Source organism: Limosilactobacillus ingluviei str. Autruche 4, assembly GCF_000312405.1.
GTDB classification, from domain to species: Bacteria; Bacillota; Bacilli; order Lactobacillales; family Lactobacillaceae; genus Limosilactobacillus; species Limosilactobacillus ingluviei.
In genome coordinates this window covers 1,077,040-1,093,034 of the sequence record NZ_HE997173.1, presented here as the reverse complement: position 1 = coordinate 1,093,034, position 15,995 = coordinate 1,077,040, and the positions used below count along the sequence as shown (strand labels likewise).

The window sequence follows — 15,995 nt, the reverse complement described above, 5'->3', positions numbered from 1 at the left end:
AAGGAGTTGGTTGGATGGTAGATGACATTAAACAACTTGAGCATACTTGGCAACAACGATTAAAACGGAAGGACTGACAAAAATGAAGAACATGAAGAAAAAAGCAGCAACGTTGGCCGGGGTCGCTTTAGCAGCAATGAGTTTAGCGGCGTGTGGCAATAATCAAAAGGCCAGTGGTGATTTAAACGTGACCTTAAAAGCCAATGCGGTGACCTTGGATCCGGCCAAAACGATTGAAACCCCTAGTTCGTCCATGCAAACGCAAGCCTTTGAAGGGCTGTATAAGTTTGATCGGAATAACAAGGTGGTCCTCGGTGAGGCGGCCAAAGCGCCAACGGTGACCAATGACGGCAAGACTTGGACCTTTACTTTGAAAAAGGGATTGAAGTGGTCAAACGGTGATCCCGTCACGGCCCAAGACTATGTAGCGACGATGCAACACTGGGCTGATCCGAAAACCAAATCGCAATCAGCGGATAAGATTGCTGATTTGGTAAATTATCAGGCGGTTGCCAACGGTGAAAAGCCGGTCAGCGAACTGGGGGTAAAAGCCTTGAGTTCCCGGCAGGTTCAATTCAACTTCAGTAAAAAGGTGCCCGTCGCAGAAATGAAGAATAATTTTGCGGCCAACCTGAAACCGGCTAACCACAAATACTTAGCCAAGTACGGTCAAACATACGGGAGTTCATCGGACAAAGCGGTCTACAACGGCGCATATAAGGTAACCGCTTGGAATGGGGGCTCTGATGATACTTGGTCTTACACCAAGAACGATAATTATGACCAAGCTAAGCAAGTACATATGAAAAAGGTCAACGTTCAAGTTACCAAGGATAACAATACCGCCCAAAACCTCTTTAAGTCCGGCAAGGTGCAAGAAACTTCCGTGACGGCAGACTATGTGAAGGGCAACAAGGGCAATAAGGAATTGCATACGGCGTTGATGGCGACCCAGTACTACCTGTACTTTAACGGGAAAAATGATTTGACGAAGAATGAAAACTTCCGGCAAGCGGTCAACTACGCCTTTGACAATAATCAATTAGCCAAGAAGGTCTTACAAGATGGTTCGGTGGGGGCCACGGGCTGGGTACCCCAAGGAGACATGAAGAACCCAACGAATGGGAAAGACTTTGCCAAAGAAGCCGGTAATTTACAAAAGCAAAACGTCAAGTTAGCTAAGCAATACTGGCAAAAGGCCCAACAAGAGCTCGGTAAAAAAGAGCTGACGTTGGATCTGCTGGCCGACAACACGGACGATCAAAAGCAAGTTGCCGAATACTTGCAATCGACTCTGCAAAAGGAATTCAAGGGTCTGAAAGTTACGGTTACGACCTTACCGCACGCGCAACACGTTGCCCGCGACTTTGCTGGGAAGTTTGAGCTGAATCTGACCGACTGGAATTCTGATTACCCAGATGCTTCGGACTTCTTGAGCCTGCTGAAGACCGGCAACAAGGTCAACTTTACCAACAACACGGACGAAAAGTTGGATCAATTGCTGAACGAAGCCGATGACGGGACCAAGTCAGCGGCAGAACGTTACAAGCTTTTGCAAGCAGCTAATAAGCAAGTCCACGCGAATGCGGATGGGGTACCACTGTACACGGCGGCCCAAGCCCACTTGGTCTCCAGCAAGGTAACCGGCTTAAACTACGGGCCATTTAACACGGTGGCGCAATACCAATATGCGCAATGGAAAAAGTAGCCTGAAATGAACGAAAAAAGTAAAGGAGCGGTTTGATGGCAAGGTATCTTTTGAAACGCTTGGCAATGATGCTCTTGACGCTATTGATTGTTGTCACCCTGACATTTTTCTTAATGAAGCTGATTCCCGGCTCCCCGCTGGGGAATGTGATGAAATTAAACCATGCCCAGCAAGTGGCAGTGGAAAAGCAATATGGGTTGAATCAGCCGGTCTGGCGCCAATACCTGACGTACTTAGCTGGCGCGGTCCACGGCAACTTTGGGATGTCCTATCAGTATACCGGAACGTCGGTGGCCAGTTTGATTATGCGCCGGGTGGGACCGTCCGTTATCATCAGCTTGCAAGCGCTAGTGGTTGGGACCGCAGCGGGGATTATCTTAGGCAGTTTGGGCGCTTTGCACAAGGGCCGGTGGCAAGATTCATTGACGGCGACCTTGGCGGTGATCGGGATTTCTTTTCCCAGTTTTATCTTGGCCATCCTGTTGCAATACTACCTGGGCTTTAAACTGCAGTTATTCCCAGTCGCCAATTGGCAGGGACTGATGTCAACAGTTTTGCCAACCTTGGCACTGGCAGCGGTCCCCATGGCGCAAGTGTCACGCTTTGTACGGACGGAAATGGTGGAAGTCTTGGCGTCCGATTATATTTTACTGGCCCAGGCCAAGGGGCTGTCCATGCGGCAAGTAGTTTGGCGGCATGCCTTAAAAAACAGTATTATTCCGGCCTTGACCTTGATTGGCCCCTTGGCAGTCAGCTTGATTACCGGTTCGATGGTGGTGGAAAATATTTTTTCCGTCCCTGGGATTGGGGAACTCTTTATTAACTCCGTCTTGGCGAATGACTATCCAGTCATTATGGGATTGACGATGTTTTATTGTTTGTTGCTTTGTGGGATTTTGCTGGTGACCGACCTAGTGTACGGGCTGGTTGATCCCCGGATTTTAGCAGCGGAGAAGGGGGAAGCTTAGGAATGGAAGAACCGATGACACATCAATTCAACACGGGGGCCTTTGAACAGGCCCAAGCATTTCAACGACCGGTGCTGTCGCAACCCCAGTCGCTGTCGTTTTGGCAACGCGCGTGGCGCAAGTTGCGAGCCAACCGCGCGGCGATGGTGTCTTTGATGGTGCTGAGCGTCATTGCCATCTGTGCTTTCGGGTCGTTTGTTTGGTTGCCCCATGATCCCAATGCCCAAAATATCAATGCCACGAATTTAAAACCCCTGACTGAGGCCGCTTACCCGTTAGGAACTGATTCACTGGGCCGGGATATGTTGTCACGGCTTTTGTACGGGACGCGGATTTCACTGTTGATCGCTTTGTTTGCGACGTTGGTGGACATCTTGATTGGGGTCCCCTATGGGGTGATTTCCGGTTGGTGTGGGGGCCGGGTTGATAACTTAATGCAGCGCTTTATTGAAATCATTGCTTCCATCCCTGAATTGGTGCTGGTCTTATTGTTATTGTTGGTGTTTAAGCCCGGCTTGACCTCCATTGTCTTTGCCATTGCTTTATCTTCGTGGGTCTTAATGGCCCGCTTGGTGCGGGCGGCGACGCTGCAAATCAAACAGGCCGATTTTGTCTTGGCGGCGCAAGCAATGGGGGAAAGTCCCTGGCGGATTACCTGGACGCATTTGTTACCGAACACGCTGGGGGTGATTATTACCCGGACGATGTTTACGATTCCGGCGGCGATCTTTTTGGAAGCCTTACTGTCCTTTATTGGGATTGGGGTCAAGGCGCCGAACGCTTCGCTGGGAACGCTGTTAAACGCCGGCGAAAAGGGCTTTCAATTTTACCAGTATCAACTATGGGAGCCGGTTTTGGTCTTGTCCGTGATGATGATTGCCTTTAATCTCTTGGGCGACGGTCTGCGTGATGCCTTGGATCCAAACGTAAGGGAGTGAGAAAATGGCCAACGATATTTTAACGATTAAGCACTTGTCGGTTGATTTTACGACGCTAACCGGCACGGTTCACGCCATTCAAGATGTGACCTTAAAGTTGCACCCTGGTGAAATTCTGGCGCTAGTCGGTGAATCTGGTTCCGGTAAATCAGTTACCACCAAGGCGATCATGCACCTGTTGCCCCGTAACGCCCACGTTGTTAGTGGGGAGATCTGGTACCAAGGTCAAGACTTGCTAAAGCTGGATGATCAAGCCTTAAACCATTTGCGCGGTAATGAGTTGGCAGAGATCTTTCAAGACCCAATGACGGCCTTGGATCCAACCATGCGCGTGGGGGCGCAAATTATGGAGCCCTTATTGTTGCACCAACACGTTACGCGTGCTGAAGCCAAGCAAAAAGCGCTGGCGATTATGGCAAAGGTTGGCATTGTCAATCCGGCAGCCCGCTTTAATGACTATCCCTACCAATTTTCTGGGGGGATGCGCCAACGGATCGTGATTGCAATTGCCTTGGTCTGCCACCCGCAAATCCTGATTGCCGATGAGCCGACGACCGCGCTTGACGTGACGATTCAAGCTCAAATTTTGACGTTGATTAAGCAGTTGAAGGATGAATTGGGCACGGCCGTTATTTTCATTACGCACGATTTGGGGGTAGTGGCAGGGATTGCCGATCGGGTGGCGGTAATGTACGCTGGCCGGATCTTAGAGTTTGGGTTGGCAACGGAGATTTTCTATGAACCCCAGCACCCGTATACGATTGGCCTGTTGCAAGCGACCCCAACCTTGGCGATGGCGACAGGCGAATTAACCCCGATTCCAGGGACCCCACCTGATTTGCGAACGCCGTTGCCAGGGGATCCATTTGCTCCCCGCAATCCGCAGGCGTTAGCCATTGATTTTGAACAACGCCCACCATTCTTTCAGGTTAGTCCGACGCATTATGCCGCGACCTGGCTCTTACATCAGGCGGCGCCTAAGTTGCATTTGACGGCCAAACTGGAAGAACGGCGGCGTTACTTTGCTCATCAAGCAGAGGAGGAAGCCTAATGACGGAAAAATTAGTCGAAGTCACCCACCTAAAAAAGTATTTTCATGCCGGACGTCCCAATGAGGTTCGCGCTGTTGATGATGTTTCGTTTACGATCCATCGTGGGGAAGTTTTTGGGTTAGTTGGCGAATCCGGGTCGGGAAAAACCACGGTGGGGCGGTGCTTGTTAAACCTCTACCACCCAACGGCGGGGCAGATTCATTTTGCTGGCCAGGATGTGATGGCTTTAACGGCGCGCCAAGCGCAAAAAGAATTTCACCGGCGCACGCAAATGATCTTTCAAGATCCCTACGCCTCACTGGACCCCCGGCTGACCGTGAAAGAAATCGTGGCGGAAGGCTTAAAAGTTCACGGCCTGGTGACCAACCCAAGGGAGCTCACGGCGCGCGTGGCTGATTTATTGCGGCAGGTCGGCTTGACGCCAGATGTCATGGCCCGCTATCCCTATGAATTTTCTGGTGGTCAGCGCCAGCGGATTGGGGTGGCCCGGGCCTTGGCGGTGCAGCCAGAATTCGTGGTGGCCGATGAACCGTTGTCGGCCCTAGACGTCTCCGTGCAAGCGCAAATTGTGGAATTAATGGAAAAATTACGGGCCCAACATGCGTTAACCTACTTATTTATTGCCCATGATTTGGCGATGGTTAAGTATATTTCGGACCGGATTGGGGTCATGTATCACGGCCGGTTGGTCGAAGTGGGAACCGCTGATGAGGTCGTCAATCACCCCGTGCACCCGTACACCCAAAGTTTGCTTTCGGCGGTAATGGTTCCCGATCCCCAAGCTGCGCGCCGGCAAAAACGCGTTGATTACCAAGCGACCGAGCCAACGGGACCCTTAAAGGAGGTGAGCGCCGGACATTATGCAGCATTGGTTTGAATTTGCAACATATTAACAAATGGAAAGGATGGTTTACATATGTTAGTTGAATATCAAAATGGACAAGTCTTTGATGGCACGAAATTTGTTAAGCGCAATTTTGCCGTTCAGGATGGCCGGTTTGTGGAACCAACGGCGACCCCGGACCAAGTAGTGGATTTAGCCGGTAAATTCGTAACCCCGGGGTTGATGAACGCCCATACGCACGTCACGATGTCGGCAGACCCGACCTATTGGCAACACCGGCCCCGGACGGCCGTAACGGAAACGGTCTTGGCGCTGGATAATTTAAAGGCTGCTTTGAGTGTCGGGGTGACCTACGTGCGCGACGTTGGCTCAACCCACGATGTCGACTTGGACTTAATGAAATTAGATCGGGATGATTTACCGGGGTTAGTGGGCTCCGGGCAGGCCCTATCAATGACTGGTGGTCACGGCTCTGGTAAGGGGCAAGAACCGAAGAACAGCGGCACTTTGGAGGTCGACGGGGAAGCCGCGGCCCGGCGCGGTGCCCGTGAAGTATTACGGAAAGGGGCCAAAAATGTCAAGCTAATGGCCACCGGTGGGGTATCCACCCCGGGGGAAACCCCATTTGACGAACAGTTAAGTGAAGCCGAGATGCGGGCAGCAGTTGTCGAAGCCCACCATAAGGGCTACACGGCCGCTGCCCACGCCCAAGGGACGGCCGGCATTAAAAATGCGGTCCGCGCCGGGGTCGATTCCGTTGAGCATGCCATTTACTTGGACGAAGAAGCCGTGGCGTTAATGAAGCAGCATCACACGACGGTGGTGCCGACGCTGGTGGCACCCCGGGCAATTTATGAGAATCCGGCAACTTTGCCCGCCTTTATGGTCGAAAAGGCTAAGTTAGTCGCGAAGGCACACTTGGCCAGCACGAAGCAAGCCGTTGCCGCGGGGGTACCGGTGGTGATGGGGACCGATGCCGGAACGCCGTTTAATACGTTTGATCACTGGGTCTTAGTGGAATTGGAAATGTACCGACAAGCGGGGATGACGCCTGCGCAAGTCTTGAATTCGGCGACCAGCCAAGCGGCCAAGCTCTTACACTTAACGGACGTAACTGGTCAGGTCAAGGTGGGATTGGATGCCGACTTTGTGGTCTTGGCGGAGGATCCCCTGCAGGATTTTTTTGCTTATGAACGTCAAACAGCAGTTTACCGGCGGGGCAAGAAGCTGGTTGACCGCCTGACGGGAGGCGATGGCAATGCAACCGTGGCAAATTGATGATTTAACTCAGTTAACCTGGCCAGGTCAACTGGCAAGCGTGGGGGAGCGCGCCGTGTTTGTTCAAGCGCAAGTGGCGCCCGATGATGCGACTAAGTACCGTTGGACGCTCTGGCAACAAGTCGGCACCCAAGCGCCCACGCCCTTGACGAGCCAAGGGGTGGAGCGACAGTTTCAAGCCGTTGATGAAGAGAGTGTTTGCTTTACTCGTCCCGGCGCAGCGCAAACGACACAGCTGTTCAAGTTAAACCTAACGGGTGGCGAAGCCCAAGTGGTCGCGACCTTGCCCGCAGCTAAGTTGCAGGTGGTTGCGGTCAGGGCCAAGCACGCAGTCTTAAAGGGCCCCCGGCCAGCAGCTGAGCAGCAAGCGGCGTGGCATTCGGTGATCGAAGTACCCTTTTGGTCCAATGAAGCAGGATGGGTGAATGAGCAGTGGCAACAGCTGTGGCTGGTCGATTTGGCGACTGGTCAGGTGACGACGCCTTTACCTGCTGAATTTAATGTGACGCAGGTTTGGCCCGGGCCAACGGGAAAATTGTACTTAGCGGGGACCCCCACGGCGGGGGTGCGTCCGGGGCAAGCAGGCCTGTACCAACTGGAGGTCGCGACGGATGACCTGAGGGAATTATTGGCGCCGGGACAGTGGCGCGTGGATGCGGTCGCTGAGTTGGCGGGTGCCCTGTACGTCGTGGCCAGTGATGGTCATCAGTACGGGATCAACCAAAATCCGGCCTTTTACCGCTTAAACGCCACGACCCATCAGTTAACTTTGGTGGCGCCGTGGGATCACAACGTTGGTAATATGGTGGTAACCGATTGTGCGGTCGTCCCGGGCAATGCCACTTTAGCCACGGCGGCAGGACTCTATTTTGTGACCACCGTGGTGGACCATAATGAATTGATGGTTTTTGATGGCCACCAAGTTAAGCCGGTCTTTAAGTGGGCCGGAACGATCCTGAGTTTTGCCTTCCGCCAGGGGCAGCTCCTGTTTTTGGGGGCGGCTCCCAATCAGTTGCCCAAGTTGTACCAAGTTGTGGCGGACCAGGCCACGTGCTTGGCCGATTTTAACCAAGCGGTAACGGATCAACGCCAAACGCAAGTTGCTAACCGGTTGGATTACCAGGACAGTACTGGGCGGGCAAGTCATGGCTGGGTCTTGCTGCCGGTAAATTATCAACCGACGCAAACCTATCCGGCGGTTGTAGTCGTGCATGGGGGCCCCCGAGCAGCCCATGGAACCGTCTTTTTCCATGAAATGCAAGTTTTGGCGGCGCAAGGCAACTTTGTCTTCTTTACGAACCTCCATGGTTCAGAAGGCCAAGGGGACGAATACGCGGATTTACGGGGCAAGTATGGGCAGGTTGATTATGCGGACCTGATGACCTTTGTGGATGCCGCCTTGGCCGCTTATCCGGCCGCCGATCCGGCGCGGTTGGGCTTGACCGGGGGGAGTTATGGTGGCTTCATGACTAATTGGGCCTTGGGACAAACGACCCGCTTTAAGGCAGCGGTTAGCATGCGCGGGATTGCCACTTGGACGTCAATGCTGATTTCTGACATTGGGCCAGCCTTCGTAACCGATCAGTTGGGAGTCGCCCAACTGCCGGCAGATTTTGAAAAATACTGGCAGTTTTCCCCCTTACGGAATGCCGATCGAATCACGACCCCGACCTTGTTCTTGCATTCGGACCACGACTTTCGCTGTCCATTGCCTGAGGGACTGCAAATGTTTCAAGCTTTGAAACTGCGGGGGGTTGATACCAAATTAGTCGTCTTTCATGGTAGCAACCATGACCTTTCGCGCACCGGGGCCCCGAATCAACGGCTGCACCGGCTGCAAGAAAGTTTGGCGTGGTTTGAGCAACACTTACAATGAATTCCAGGAACCGTTTAGGCGGTTCCTTTTTTAATGCATAAAAAACGCCCGGTGCGGTGGCACCAGGCGTTAGAAAGAGTAAGAGTGGGTATGAGTGATGGGGAGAGGTTTATTCTGGTTCGTATACCAGGTGGTGGTTAACGAATTCAGTGAAGCCGAATTCGCTTAATTCCCGCCCGTAACCGGAACGCTTAACCCCCCCAAATGGGATTTCAGCTAAGGAAGCCCAAGCGGAGTTGATCCAGCTCATCCCGGTTTCAATTTGGGCAGCCACTTCGCGGGCGTGTTGGATATTGGAGCCAAAGACCGTGTTTCCCAAGCCGTAGCTGGAGTTGTTGGCCATTGCGATGGCTTCAGCTTCCGTCTTGTACGTGTAGACTTCCGCCACCGGCCCGAAGAGTTCTTCGTTGAAGATTGGGCTGTCTTGGTCCAAGTCGGTCAAAATCGTTGGCATGAAGAATTGCCCTGGCAAGTCAACCGGTTCGTTCCCGTAGGCTACGGTTGCCCCCCCGGCGATGGCCTTATCCACTTGCTTTTGCAGCTTTTCCTTGGCCCGCTTGGAAGATAATGGAGCCAAGGTCGTGGAACGATCCAGCGGGTCGCCCATCTTAACCTGGGAGAAGGCGGCCTTGAGCATTTCGACAAATTGGTCCTTCAGGCCTTCTGGCACAATGAACCGCTTGGAAGACGTGCAGACTTGGCCGGCGTTGTAAAGCCGGGCAAAGCCGACCGTCGCAGCTAATTTGTCAAGGTCAGCATCTTCTAAGACGATGAAGGCGTCGTTCCCACCGAGCTCCATCGTACTCTTCTTTAAGTGCTTACCGGCTTCAGCCGCAACGGCTTCCCCGCCCCGTTCGGAACCAGTCAGGCAGACCCCAGCGATCCGCGGGTCGGCAATGATTTCAGAAACTTGGTCGTAGGAAACGAAGAGGTTGGTCAAGCTCCCCTTTGGCGCCCCCGCTTCCAAGACTAAGTCACAGAAAGCTTGGGCCGAAGTCGGACAGTTGGAAGCGTCCTTTAAGACCATTGGGTTCCCGACCAGGAAGTTTGGAATGAAGACCCGGGCAATTTGGTAGAACGGGAAGTTCCATGGTTCTACGGCCAACAGAACCCCGAGGGCTTGCTTTAAAATGTGGGCGTTGCCAGTCGTGGTGTAAATTGGCTTCGGGGCCAAGAATTCGTCGGCCTTTTCGACATAGTAGTCACAGAAAGAAGCACACAGGTCCACTTCGCCTTCCGCTTCGCCGATCAGCTTCCCCATGTCGCGGGTCATTAATTCGGCCATTTCGGTGCGGCGTTCGCGCAGCAATTCGCCTAAGCGGGTAATCACGGCCTTGCGTTCAGCCAGGCCGGCCCCGGTCCGCCATTGTTGGTAGAGTTCGTGACCAGCTGCCAGGGCCGCTTCGATTTCGGCGGCAGTGGAGTTGGCGTATTCGTGTTCAACTTCATTGGTATATGGGTTAACCGTCTTGTAAGCCATTTGTGAATTCCTCCATTCAAGTTGAGTCAATCTTTATTGGTTACTATTGTAATCGTTTTCTGAAATTTCACAAGTCTTTTGCCAAAAAAGATCCTTTGCACAAACCTCAAAGATTGGTCTAGCCGCGATGAACCGGTCGTGGTGGGGGTGAAAAAATTTCTTTCACAAATTTTTTCACAAGCCCTCCCAACCCCGACCAAGAAAAAAAGCCTTGGGGTCACTGCAGACCTCAAGGCTGGACAGTAAGGGACAGGCGGGCTTCAATCGCTTGGGCTACTTCTAAGGGCGTCAGCTGGTTGGTTTCAATCGTGAAATCAGCGCACGCCTGGTAGGCGGCGTGACGGGCGGCTTTCAGTTTGGCCAGCCCCGCTTGGTCGAGCTGAGCGGCCAGGGGCCGGTTTTGGTCGTGACCAATCCGGCGCTTGGTTTCGGCTGCCGTCGCGCGCAAGTGGACGACCGGAACGTGACTGGCCTTCAGCAAGGCGCGGTTGTCCTCGCGCAAGGGCGTCCCGCCGCCCGTGGCTAGAATGCCGGGTTGGTCAATCACTTGGGCCAGGACCTGGTGCTCAATCGCCCGGAAGTGGGCTTCCCCGCCGGCCGCAAAAATTTCGGGAATCGACTGGCCGGTTTGGGCGACGATTTCGGCGTCCAAGTCCAGGACGGGCAAGTGGTACTTTTGCCCGAGTAGCTGGCTGACGGTGGTCTTGCCGCTGCCCATAAAGCCAATTAAAATCAGTTCCATTAGGTTACCCCCGTTCAATGAGTTTGTACTCAGCCGCCAGCAGCGCTTGGGCCGCTTGGTGCGCCGCTGCGGTGCTGAAGGTCAGTTGCAGAATACCATTAATGTCTTCTCGGACTTCCAAGAGTTGGATGTTGGTAATTGAGATTCCCGCCGTTGCCAGTTTCCCCGTTACCGCAGCCAGGGCCCCGACTTGATCGGGCAGGTTTAAGAACAGGTCGTAAAACGGGGCTTTGACCGGGGCGTTGAGCTGGTCGCGACTGTGCTTGGCCTGGGCAAAGAAGCGGTGAATCGCCGCGGCTTCCTGGGTGGCGATCGCCTGATCCAGGGTTTGCAAGTGAGCGATATAATCGGCCAGTTGGCGGCGAATCACGGGCGCGTTGGCTAAGAGGATTGCCGTCCACATCGTCGGGTCGGCCGCGGCAATCCGGGTAACGGATTTAAAGCCCCCGGCGGCCAAACGCATCCCCAGGGGCTGGTCGGCAAACCGTTCCTTGGTTTGGTTGACTAGAGCAGCGGCAATAATGTGGGGCAGGTGGGAGATCTGGGCGACAATCGCATCGTGGGTGGCCGCCGTCACGGTCAGCCACTTCACTTTGGCGCCACTCAGGAGGGCTTGTAAGCGCGCTTGCTGGGCGGCGGTGGCGTTCAGCGGGACCTGGAAGTAAAAGGCGTTCTCAAAGAGGTCGGGCCGGCCGGCGGTAACCCCGCTTTTGTGCGACCCCGCCATCGGGTGCCCCCCGATAAAGGTGATTCCCTGCTCTGCCAGGGCGGCCGCGGCGGTTAAAATCGCCTGCTTAGTCGAACCGACGTCAGTAACGATGACACCGGGCTTGAGGGAGCAGGTCGCGAGGGTTTTAAGGTCCGCTCCGATTTGATCGACCGGGCTGGCTAAAAAGATGAAGTCGGCTTCTGCCACCCGCTCAAATTCGCTGACGCCCGCGTCCAGCCACCCTTGCTGACGGGCGTAGGGGATGGTTGCCGGGGCGGGGTCACTGGCCAGGATGGTCACTTCGGGATGAGCCAACTTGATGGCTTGGGCCAGGGAACTGCCGATCAGCCCCAGCCCCTTGAAAAAGACGGTCGTCATTAGCGTTCATCCCCCTTCAAGTGGGCCAGATCCCGAAAGAAGGTCGGGTAGGAGATGGCAATGGCCTCCGGTTCAGCCAAAGTCAAGGGTTGGTGGGCCTTGAGCGCGGCCACGGCCAGCATCATGCCAATGCGGTGATCACCGTGGCTGGTGAGGCTTGAAGTTTGGAGCGCCCAGTTCGGCCGCCCGGTGATGATCATCCCATCGGGCAGTTCTTCAATGGTAACCCCCAGTTTGCGCAACTCGCTGGCGACGGTCGCGATTCGGTCGGTTTCTTTGACCCGCAGTTCGGCGGCCCCGCGAATTTCACTGGTTCCCTCGGCACAGGCAGCCAGCAAGGCGACTAAGGGCAGTTCGTCGATTAGGGCCGGGATCTCCGCCGCCCCGATTTTGATCGGGCGCAAGGGACCGTGCGAAACGGTAATATCACCCAGCGGTTCGCCCTGACTGGCCCGCGGGGTAATCGTGACGGAGGCCCCCATGGCCTGTAAGACCCGTAAAATGCCGGTCCGGGTCGGATTTAAATTGACCTGGGTGAGGGTCACATTTGATCCCGGGACAATCGCGGCCGCCACCAGGAAGAAGGCGGCCGAAGACAGGTCCCCGGGGACCTGGACGGTTTGCCCGTGCAAGTGGGGCGCTGGGTGGACGGTGATGGTCCGTTGGTCGGCGGCCGTGGTTAAGTTCGCGCCAAATTGTTGCAGCATCAATTCGGTGTGGTTGCGGGTCGGCAATTGTTCAATGATCGTTGAAGGGCCGGGAGCTTGCAGGGCTGCTAAAATCAAAGCACTTTTGACTTGGGCCGAGGCGACCGTCATTTGGTAGGTTGCGGCGTGCAGGGGCTGACCGAAAATGGTGGCCGGCAGGGTCCCCTGGGGACTCAAGCGAACTTCCCCGCCAAAGTGGCGCAGCGGCTCGGCGACCCGCCGCATGGGGCGCCGGTGCAAGGACTGATCGCCTAAAAGCGTGGTTTGAAAGGGCCGCCCGGCCAGCAGGCCCATTAACAGGCGGGTAGTGGTGCCGGAATTGCCCATCTCCAGTGGGTGAGCGCTGGCCGTTAAACCAGCCCACCCTTGACCGTGAACGACGACGGTTTCGCCCTGCCGCTCAATTTTCACCCCGAGGGCTTGCAGGGCTCCCAGGGTACTGAGGCAGTCTTCGCCGGTTAAAAAGTGGTGGATCGTGGTATCGCCTTCGCTGATCGCACCCAACATCAAGGCACGGTGGGAAATGCTTTTGTCACCGGGGACGGCGAGGGTGCCGTGCAGGCCGGTAGGCGCAGGGGTAAGGGTTTGCATTGAATCTTCCTTTCGTTAGTTGATTAAATAGACGCTCCACAGCATCGGGACCGTCCACTGCTGGTGAATCCGCAGGGGCAAGTGGGTGGGCAGGGCAGCTTGGCTGGTGATGACGTAGCGCCCGTCGGCCAGAAACCGGTCGGCGGCGGTGATTTTGCTGGGGCACAAGCAAATTTCGGCGGTAGGAATTAATTGGTGCAGCAAATCCGCGTTGGCGGGGTGGACGTAAGCGCGCTGGTTGGCCCGGGTGGGCAGTTCCGCTAAGACCAAGGGGGCCAGCTCATAAAGAAAGCCGTCGATTAAGGTCAAAGCCGTTAAGTAGCGGTAGTGAAGCTGGCCCCAGCTCAGCCCAGCCGGGCTTTGGTAGGCGGCCGGCACCAACAGCTGATCACCGCGATATTTGGTCAGGTTTGCATACAATTCCTCAAAGCTGGGGTGATAAACAACCTGTAACGCGGGGTGGGCTTGACAATACTGGGCGGCCGCCGCGGCGCTGTCCGTTCCTGTTGGCCCTAAGGTGTGTAATTTCATCCGCGCAACTCCTGGCGCCAAGCGGCCACCTGGTCTTGCAAGCGGGCCAGGTTGTCGGCGGAAAAGGTGTCCGTCAGCGCTTTGACCAACTCGATGGCGACCACGTTTTCCACGACTAAGGCGGCGGGCACGATCGCGGTGGTGTCGGAGCGTTCGACGTTGGCCTTTTTGGCTTCCTTGGTCGTGGTGTCAACGGTCGGCAGCGCCTTGTAGAGGGTGGGAATCGGCTTCATGGCCGCGTTGATGATTAATGGCATCCCGTTGGTCATCCCCCCTTCAAAGCCGCCCAGGTGGTTAGAAGTCCGGTAGTAGCCCTGGGCTGGGTCGTAGGCGATCGGGTCCATCACCTGACTGCCGGGGCGGGTGGCGGCTTCAAAGCCATCGCCAATCGAGACCCCCTTCATGGCGTTGATCCCCATCACCGCGGCGGCCAGCTTGCCATCCAGCTTGGTATCCCAGGAAATGTAAGAACCAATTCCGGCTGGCATGTTTTCAACGACCACCCGGATCAAGCCCCCCAGGGTATCGCCAGCCCGGCGGGTGTCATCGATCAGGGTGTGGATAGCGGCAACTTGGCTGGCGTCGGTGATCCGTAAGTCGTTGGCCGCAGTTTGGGCCTTGATGGCTTTAACCGTGGTGACCGTTGGATCCTCGGCTAAGACGGGCCCAATTTGGCGCACGTAGCCGACTAAGTGGATGTCCAGGGCGGCCAAAAGCTGTTCACAAATATTGCCGATCGCTACTCGCATCGCCGTTTCCCGGGCTGAGGAACGCTCTAAGACGTTGCGCATATCGGCGTGGCGGTATTTAAGGCCACCGACCAGATCGGCGTGACCAGGCCGCGGCCGGGTTACCTGGCGGGTCGTATTTTCCGGGGTGGCCGGGGCGGTGGGGTCCATAATGGCACTCCAGTGGGCATGGTCGCGATTTTGAATGACCAAGGTGATCGGCGAACCTAACGTTACCCCGTGGCGGACGCCACCTAGGATTTGGACCTGGTCGTGTTCGATCTTTTGCCGGTTGCCCCGGCCGTAGCCCCGTTGGCGGTCGGCTAAGGCGGCGTTGATTTGAGCCACGTCGAGTTTGAGGCCGGCCGGGATCCCTTCGATAATACCGGTCAGTTGGGGACCGTGGGATTCACCGGCGGTCAGATATGTGAAAGTCATTTAGAGTTCCTCCTTTGTGAGCAAGGTTTGTTCCAGGGTGCGCGATTGGGCCATGATGGTTTGAAAAATGGCCTGCAGGGCCGGTTGCAATTCCGGGGTGCTCTGGCCGAGCTGGGCCAGGATGGCGGCCTCCCGCTGGGGGTCGCAAACGGGCTGCTGGGTGCGTGCCTTGTGGGCGGCGACTTGTTTGACCAGGGCGAACCGTTTGATGAGCAAACGCTCTAATTCCCGGTTGAGTTGATCAATGTCGGAGCGCAAGGTCGTTAAGTCTGGCATGGTCATCCCTTCCTTTCCAAAAGTGCGAGGGTGGCGCGAACCGCGCCGACCGTCAGTTGCCCCGGCGCCGACGCGGCCCCGGCCGTCGCAAAGGTGATGGCGGATGGGAAGATCCCCCCGGTCAGCCGGGTCACCTTCCCCCAAGCGCCCATTGCCATCGCGATCAGCGGTTGGGGACCGTGGTAGGCATTGATGGCTCCCAGGACGGTTAAGACGTCAGTGGCTGCTTGGGGCATGACGGCCCACTTGATCAGATCGGCGCCGGTCGCGGCCAGGCGGATATTAATGGCGGCCAGTTCTGAGGTAGTGGGGGTCGCCGTAAAATTATGGTAGCTGGCGATGACTTTGACGCCTTGTTGCTGGGCCTGCTGACGCAAGGGCTGGACCAGCTGAGCAGGGAGCGTGGCTTCAAGGTCCAGCAGGTCAATAGCTGGGGCAGCCAGCAAACTTTGGTAGACGGTGCGGTATTGCGCCGGAGTTGGGGCCCACTGTCCCCCTTCAGCTTGGGTGCGGATGGTGGCTAAGAGGGGGATTTGGGCGCGCATTTGCTGGGCGATTGGCACGATGGCTGCGGTATCCAGCGGGTCGCTGAGGCAATCCAGGCGCCACTCCACCAGGTCGATTTGGTCCAGCGGTAATTGGGTAAAGGCCTGCCAAGCGGCCGCGGGGGTGGCGGCGACAATGGGGACGGCGATTTTGGGTTGTCCCGCCCCGAAAGTCAACCGCCCATCAGAAGTCGTTACTGGCATGG

At 55.7% G+C, this 15,995-nt stretch carries 15 protein-coding genes; 7 read left to right on the top strand and 8 right to left on the bottom strand.

Annotation, left to right across the window (positions count from 1 at the left end; genetic code table 11):
• Nucleotides 1-82 precede the first annotated feature (82 nt).
• The 7 genes from BN54_RS05355 to BN54_RS05325 are packed head-to-tail and all read left to right on the top strand — an operon-like array spanning nucleotide 83 to nucleotide 8,664.
• The gene (locus BN54_RS05355) at nucleotides 83-1,708 is read left to right on the top strand and encodes a peptide ABC transporter substrate-binding protein (protein ID WP_019206140.1); all 1,626 of its coding nucleotides are present in this window, start codon (nucleotides 83-85) and stop codon (nucleotides 1,706-1,708) included.
• Between the two features lie 35 nt (nucleotides 1,709-1,743).
• Nucleotides 1,744-2,676: an ABC transporter permease gene (locus tag BN54_RS05350; protein WP_019206139.1), complete on the top strand. Its 933-nt coding sequence runs from the start codon at nucleotides 1,744-1,746 to the stop codon at nucleotides 2,674-2,676.
• Between the two features lie 2 nt (nucleotides 2,677-2,678).
• Nucleotides 2,679-3,614: an ABC transporter permease gene (locus BN54_RS05345; protein WP_019206138.1), complete on the top strand. Its 936-nt coding sequence runs from the start codon at nucleotides 2,679-2,681 to the stop codon at nucleotides 3,612-3,614.
• A gap of 4 nt (nucleotides 3,615-3,618) precedes the next feature.
• Nucleotides 3,619-4,665 (top strand): ABC transporter ATP-binding protein, encoded by a 1,047-nt coding sequence (locus BN54_RS05340; protein WP_019206137.1) that lies wholly within the window; start codon nucleotides 3,619-3,621, stop codon nucleotides 4,663-4,665.
• Nucleotides 4,665-5,543 carry an ABC transporter ATP-binding protein gene (locus BN54_RS05335; protein WP_019206136.1) on the top strand — a complete coding sequence of 293 codons (879 nt, stop codon included), beginning with the start codon at nucleotides 4,665-4,667 and terminating at the stop codon, nucleotides 5,541-5,543. The genes BN54_RS05340 and BN54_RS05335 overlap by 1 nt, the downstream gene beginning before the upstream one ends.
• Before the next feature lie 39 nt (nucleotides 5,544-5,582).
• Complete coding sequence (locus tag BN54_RS05330; protein WP_019206135.1) at nucleotides 5,583-6,788, top strand: metal-dependent hydrolase family protein; 1,206 nt, start codon at nucleotides 5,583-5,585, stop codon at nucleotides 6,786-6,788.
• Complete coding sequence (locus BN54_RS05325; protein WP_019206134.1) at nucleotides 6,769-8,664, top strand: alpha/beta hydrolase family protein; 1,896 nt, start codon at nucleotides 6,769-6,771, stop codon at nucleotides 8,662-8,664. The genes BN54_RS05330 and BN54_RS05325 overlap by 20 nt, the downstream gene beginning before the upstream one ends.
• 109 nt (nucleotides 8,665-8,773) lie before the next feature.
• Here BN54_RS05325 and BN54_RS05320 read toward each other — a convergent pair whose 3' ends face one another.
• The 8 genes from BN54_RS05320 to aroD all read right to left on the bottom strand — a co-directional run bounded on the left by BN54_RS05320 (nucleotide 8,774) and on the right by aroD (nucleotide 15,993).
• Nucleotides 8,774-10,144, bottom strand: a complete 1,371-nt coding sequence (locus BN54_RS05320) for an NAD-dependent succinate-semialdehyde dehydrogenase (protein ID WP_019206133.1) — start codon at nucleotides 10,142-10,144, stop codon at nucleotides 8,774-8,776.
• A 229-nt stretch (nucleotides 10,145-10,373) separates the two neighbouring features.
• Nucleotides 10,374-10,886 (bottom strand): shikimate kinase, encoded by a 513-nt coding sequence (locus BN54_RS05315; protein WP_019206132.1) that lies wholly within the window; start codon nucleotides 10,884-10,886, stop codon nucleotides 10,374-10,376.
• Between the two features lie 4 nt (nucleotides 10,887-10,890).
• The gene (locus tag BN54_RS05310) at nucleotides 10,891-11,973 is read right to left on the bottom strand and encodes a prephenate dehydrogenase (RefSeq protein ID WP_019206131.1); all 1,083 of its coding nucleotides are present in this window, start codon (nucleotides 11,971-11,973) and stop codon (nucleotides 10,891-10,893) included.
• Nucleotides 11,973-13,271 carry a 3-phosphoshikimate 1-carboxyvinyltransferase gene (gene aroA / locus BN54_RS05305; RefSeq protein WP_019206130.1) on the bottom strand — a complete coding sequence of 433 codons (1,299 nt, stop codon included), beginning with the start codon at nucleotides 13,269-13,271 and terminating at the stop codon, nucleotides 11,973-11,975. Before aroA ends, BN54_RS05310 begins: the two co-directional genes overlap by 1 nt.
• A gap of 15 nt (nucleotides 13,272-13,286) precedes the next feature.
• The gene (locus BN54_RS05300) at nucleotides 13,287-13,802 is read right to left on the bottom strand and encodes a hypothetical protein (protein WP_019206129.1); all 516 of its coding nucleotides are present in this window, start codon (nucleotides 13,800-13,802) and stop codon (nucleotides 13,287-13,289) included.
• The gene (gene aroC / locus BN54_RS05295) at nucleotides 13,799-14,968 is read right to left on the bottom strand and encodes a chorismate synthase (protein ID WP_019206128.1); all 1,170 of its coding nucleotides are present in this window, start codon (nucleotides 14,966-14,968) and stop codon (nucleotides 13,799-13,801) included. The genes BN54_RS05300 and aroC overlap by 4 nt, the downstream gene beginning before the upstream one ends.
• The gene (locus tag BN54_RS05290) at nucleotides 14,969-15,244 is read right to left on the bottom strand and encodes a chorismate mutase (protein WP_040469745.1); all 276 of its coding nucleotides are present in this window, start codon (nucleotides 15,242-15,244) and stop codon (nucleotides 14,969-14,971) included.
• Between the two features lie 2 nt (nucleotides 15,245-15,246).
• Nucleotides 15,247-15,993: a type I 3-dehydroquinate dehydratase gene (gene aroD / locus BN54_RS05285; RefSeq protein ID WP_019206126.1), complete on the bottom strand. Its 747-nt coding sequence runs from the start codon at nucleotides 15,991-15,993 to the stop codon at nucleotides 15,247-15,249.
• Between the last annotated feature and the right edge of the window lie 2 nt (nucleotides 15,994-15,995).